Below are 3,929 nucleotides of genomic sequence, written 5' to 3'. Positions count from 1 at the left end.
GACGGTGGGTGAGGGGTTCGGGTTGCTCCCGCCGCCGATCTGTACGTCGATGCAGGAGTAGAAGGCGTTGGCCGTGTCGGAGATGTTCCAGATCGCCAGGATCTTCTGCCGCCCGGAGAACCCGGCGAGGTCGACCGTGTGCGAGACCGTGGGAGGCGGTTGCCGGCCGCCGCCGTCGAAGACGGCCACCCGCGTGCCGCCGATGTAGTACTCGAAGTCGCGCGTGGCGTGCTGGACGGTGAACGTCCAGGTAAAGGTCGTCGTGCTGCCAGCCGAGGCGACGGGCCACGGCTTGCTCTCGTCGCTGAGCTGGGCGAACTGCGGGAGGTTGGCGTGGCAGCTGCGCAGGCCCTTCGGTCCCTCCACGCTCTGCGGCTCGTAGATGATGTTGCCGCAGTCGGGCACCCTGCCCTGGGCGCAGTTGGCCTGGCGGCTCGGCGGTGAGTTCACGTAGCCGTGGGCGAAGGCCGGCGCGGTGTTGACCACCGTGGTGGCGAACGCGACCACCACCACGGCGAGTAAGGTCAGCGTCCTTCTCATTCGGCGGCTCCTTTACTTGGGGGGATGAGCCGAATGTAAAGGAAAGTTTCCTAACGGTAAATGCCCGGCTGACTGGAGTTCCGTCACCCGGTCAACGCGTGACGATGAAATCGTCAGGATCGCGCGGCGCCCGCTCGCGCGGCGGCGCGGTCGCGTGCCCGACGGCCACGCAGCCCATCGGATCCCACGACCCGGCCAGGCCGAGCACCTCGCGCACGACCGGCCGGCAGAACATCGTGGACGACACCCACGCCGAGCCGAGCCCCTCGACGGCGAGCTGGATCAGGAAGTTCTCCACCCCGGCGCCCGTCGCCACGACGAACATCTCCCGCTCGGAGGCGTTGCGCCGCTCGTCGCGGTAGGTGTGGGAGCCCTCCATCACCAGGCACGGCACCACCAGATAGGGCGCGTTGCGCAGCACGTCGCCACGCTTGATCCGCCTGGCGATCGACTGCTCGGTGAACCCGTCGCCGCGCAGATCGCGAATCCACGCCTCGCGCATCGCGTCGAGCAGTTTCGTCCGGGTCTCGGGCGACTCGACCAGCACGAACCTCCACGGCGTCGTGTGGTGCGGCGCCGGCGCGGCGATGCCCGCCGCCACCGCCCTGCGCACGGCCGCGGGATCGACGGGCCGGTCGGCGAACTCCCTGATGGTCCTGCGGGCGAAGACGACGTCGCGCGACCCGTAGCGGAACAGGTCTTCGTCGGCCGCGCGCACGAGCGGCCTGACGCCCGGCCCGTCGTCGTCGGTGACCAGGTGGGACAGCCCGCGCACGATCGCCACGGGAACCCCGTCGAGCTTGCCCTTGACCAGTTCGGCTGCGCCCGCGATCTCGTCGGCCAGCGCCGTGACCGTCGCGCTGAGCTCGTTGCCGTAGCCGTCGGATGCGCCCCGGTAGTCGTCGAGCGGCCGCACGCCCGCCGCCCCGATGGCCACGTCGGTGAGGCCGTTGCGCCACGGCCGACCGAACGTGTCGGAGACAATCACCCCGGCGCGCTCGCTCAGGCCGGCCCTGATGCGTCTGGCTGACGCGTCGGGATCGGCGGGCAGGAGCAGCACGGTGCCGGGCTCGGTGTTGGAGGCGTCGACGCCGGCGGCGGCCATGACGAAGCCTTGACGGGTCTGCGAGATCACGGTGTCGCCGCGCCGGGCGACCACGCGCTCGGTCTCGTCCGCGATCGCCTGGGCGCGGTCGGGCGCCTGCCGCACCCTGCCCTCCGCCTTGCTCACGATCTTCGAGGTGACGACCACGATGTCGCCGTCACGCAGCCCGGCGTCCTTGAGCAGGGCCGCCACGTCGTCGCCCGGCCGCACCTCGCCGATGCCCGTGACGGCGATCACCTCGATCCGCCGCGCGGCGGTCCCGGACGCGGCAGGCGCCGGATGCCGGGATGTGGTCGCGGGCTCGGGAGCCGCCGGGTGCTGGGAGGCGGTCGCGGGCGACGGGGGCTGGGACGCGGTCATCGGGCGAGCTCCAGGGCGAGGTCGAGTGCGGTGCGGGCGATGCCGGCGGTGGCGCCGGGGTCGTGCATGAGGATCGGCCCGGCGACCACCCTGACGCCGTCGAGGGCGACCGTGTGATCCTCCTCCGCCACCAGCCAGCCGTCGATGAGATCGGAGCCGTACAGCTCGAGGACGGCCTGCGCGGTCGTCTCCACCCCGATGGCCGTCAGGCAGGCATCGGCCATGCCCCTGACCGGCGCGCCGCCGATGATCGGTGAGACGCCGACCACGGTTTTGGGCAGCAGAGCGTCGCGGATGCCCGGGACCTGCAGGATCGTGCCGATGCTCACCACCGGGTTGGACGGCGGCAGGATGACCACGTCGGCCTGCTCGACGGCCTCAAGCACGCCGGGCGCGGGCTTCGCGGTGTCGGCCCCCACCAGCGCGAACGACTGGGCGGGCACTGAGGCGCGCAGGCGTACCCACCACTCCTGGAAGTGCACGGCGCGCTTGCCGCGGTCGTCCTCGATCACGACGTGGGTCTCGCAGCGGTCGTCGGTCATCGGGAGCAGCCGCACGCCGGGCTGCCAGCGCGTGCACAGCGCCTGCGTGATCTGCGAGAGCGGATAGCCCGCCTCCAGCATCTGCGAGCGCACGATGTGGGTGGCGAAGTCGCGGTCGCCCAGCCCGAACCACTGGGGCTCGACGCCGTAGGCGGCCAGCTCCTCCTTGACGACGTGGGTCTCCTTGGCCCGGCCCCAGCCCTGTTCCTCGTCGATGCCGCCGCCCAGGGTGTACATCACAGTGTCGAGGTCGGGGCAGACCCGCAGGCCGAACAGGGTGATGTCGTCACCCGTGTTGCCGATGACGGTGATCGAGGCGTCTGGCTCGGTGGCGCGCAGGCCGCGCAGGAAACGGGCGCCGCCGATGCCTCCGGCGAGGGACACGATGTGCATGCGGCCCAGTCTTCCACCGGGCTCTGACAGGCCCGTCCCGGGACCGGTTTTGGTTGTGCCGAAACCCCTGTACGTGCGGATATTTGTAGAATTGGGATGGAAGAGGTTTCTGGGACTCCCGCGAGCCTCGTCAGTGATGTGGCAAACTCCCTTCGGGCTAAAGGGTCTGATGGGGGTAGTTGTGAGCAAATTTGATGTCGCCCGGCTGAGGGAGCCGGCCGCCTGGGCCATGGTCGTCCTAGGACTGGTGTACGTCCTGGTGAGGATCGGCCGCGTCCTGGTCGGGGACCCCGACACGACCATCATGGAACGTGCTTCCTGGAACACCCTGGACATGACGAGCCCGTACGTGGTGGCGTTGCTGGTGGGGTCCGTGCTGCTCCTCACCAAGGTCGGCGAACCGTCGCCCAAGGCCAAGCCGGTCGCGTACGCCGCGGTGGCCGGGCTCGCGATGGCCGCGGTGGGCGGCATGCTCTCGCTCGTGCTAGGCGTGTTCACCGGCGACGGCGCCCGGTCCGCAGTGGAGCTCGTGCTGCTGGGCACGCCCGCGCTCGCGCTCACCGCCATCGCGCTCGTCTACCTGCTGCCGCAGGTCGTCCCCGATCGTCCCGTCGCGCAGGTCTACCAGCAGCCCCCGTTCGGCCAGCAGCCCCCCTACTACGGCCAGCAGCAGCCCGCCCCCGGCTACGGCCAGCCCGGTCAACCAGGTCAGCCCGGCCCCGGTCAGCCCGGATTCGGGCAGCAGGAGCAGCCAGCCGCGTTCGGCCAGCAGCCCGGTTACGGCCAGGAGCAGCCCTCCGGCGCGTACGGTCAGCCGGACTCCGGCTACGGTCAGCCGGAGCCCGGTTACGGCCAGCAGCCCCCGTCGGGTCAGCAGCCTGGTTACGGCCAGCAGCCTCCGTCGGGTCAGCAGCCTGGTTACGGCCAGCAGCCTCCGTCGGGTCAGCAGCCTGGTTACGGCCAGCAGCCTCCGTCGGGTCAGCAGCCTG

The 3,929-nt window shown here is 70.9% G+C and carries 4 protein-coding genes; 1 reads left to right on the top strand and 3 read right to left on the bottom strand.

Going from position 1 to position 3,929, the window contains the following annotated elements:
* The 3 genes from E1294_RS51255 to cofD all read right to left on the bottom strand — a co-directional run.
* Window positions 1-540, bottom strand: a 540-nt coding sequence (locus tag E1294_RS51255) for a lytic polysaccharide monooxygenase auxiliary activity family 9 protein (protein WP_132520405.1), incomplete at its 3' end; no start/stop codon positions are given.
* 91 nt (window positions 541-631) lie between these two features.
* Window positions 632-2,005, bottom strand: coding sequence for a coenzyme F420-0:L-glutamate ligase (locus E1294_RS51250; RefSeq protein ID WP_246083884.1), 1,374 nt, complete (start codon window positions 2,003-2,005; stop codon window positions 632-634).
* A complete protein-coding gene (gene cofD / locus E1294_RS51245; RefSeq protein ID WP_132520402.1) occupies window positions 2,002-2,940 on the bottom strand; it encodes a 2-phospho-L-lactate transferase in 939 nt (312 codons plus the stop codon). The genes E1294_RS51250 and cofD overlap by 4 nt, the downstream gene beginning before the upstream one ends.
* Before the next feature lie 181 nt (window positions 2,941-3,121).
* Here cofD and E1294_RS54245 point away from each other — a divergent pair.
* The coding region (locus tag E1294_RS54245; RefSeq protein ID WP_181958687.1) for a hypothetical protein at window positions 3,122-3,929 on the top strand (808 nt) is incomplete at its 3' end.

This window comes from Nonomuraea diastatica, from assembly GCF_004349015.1.
Lineage (GTDB): Bacteria > Actinomycetota > Actinomycetes > Streptosporangiales > Streptosporangiaceae > Nonomuraea > Nonomuraea diastatica.
Note: the sequence above shows the minus strand (reverse complement) of the source record. Positions and strands in the feature narration are given on the sequence as shown.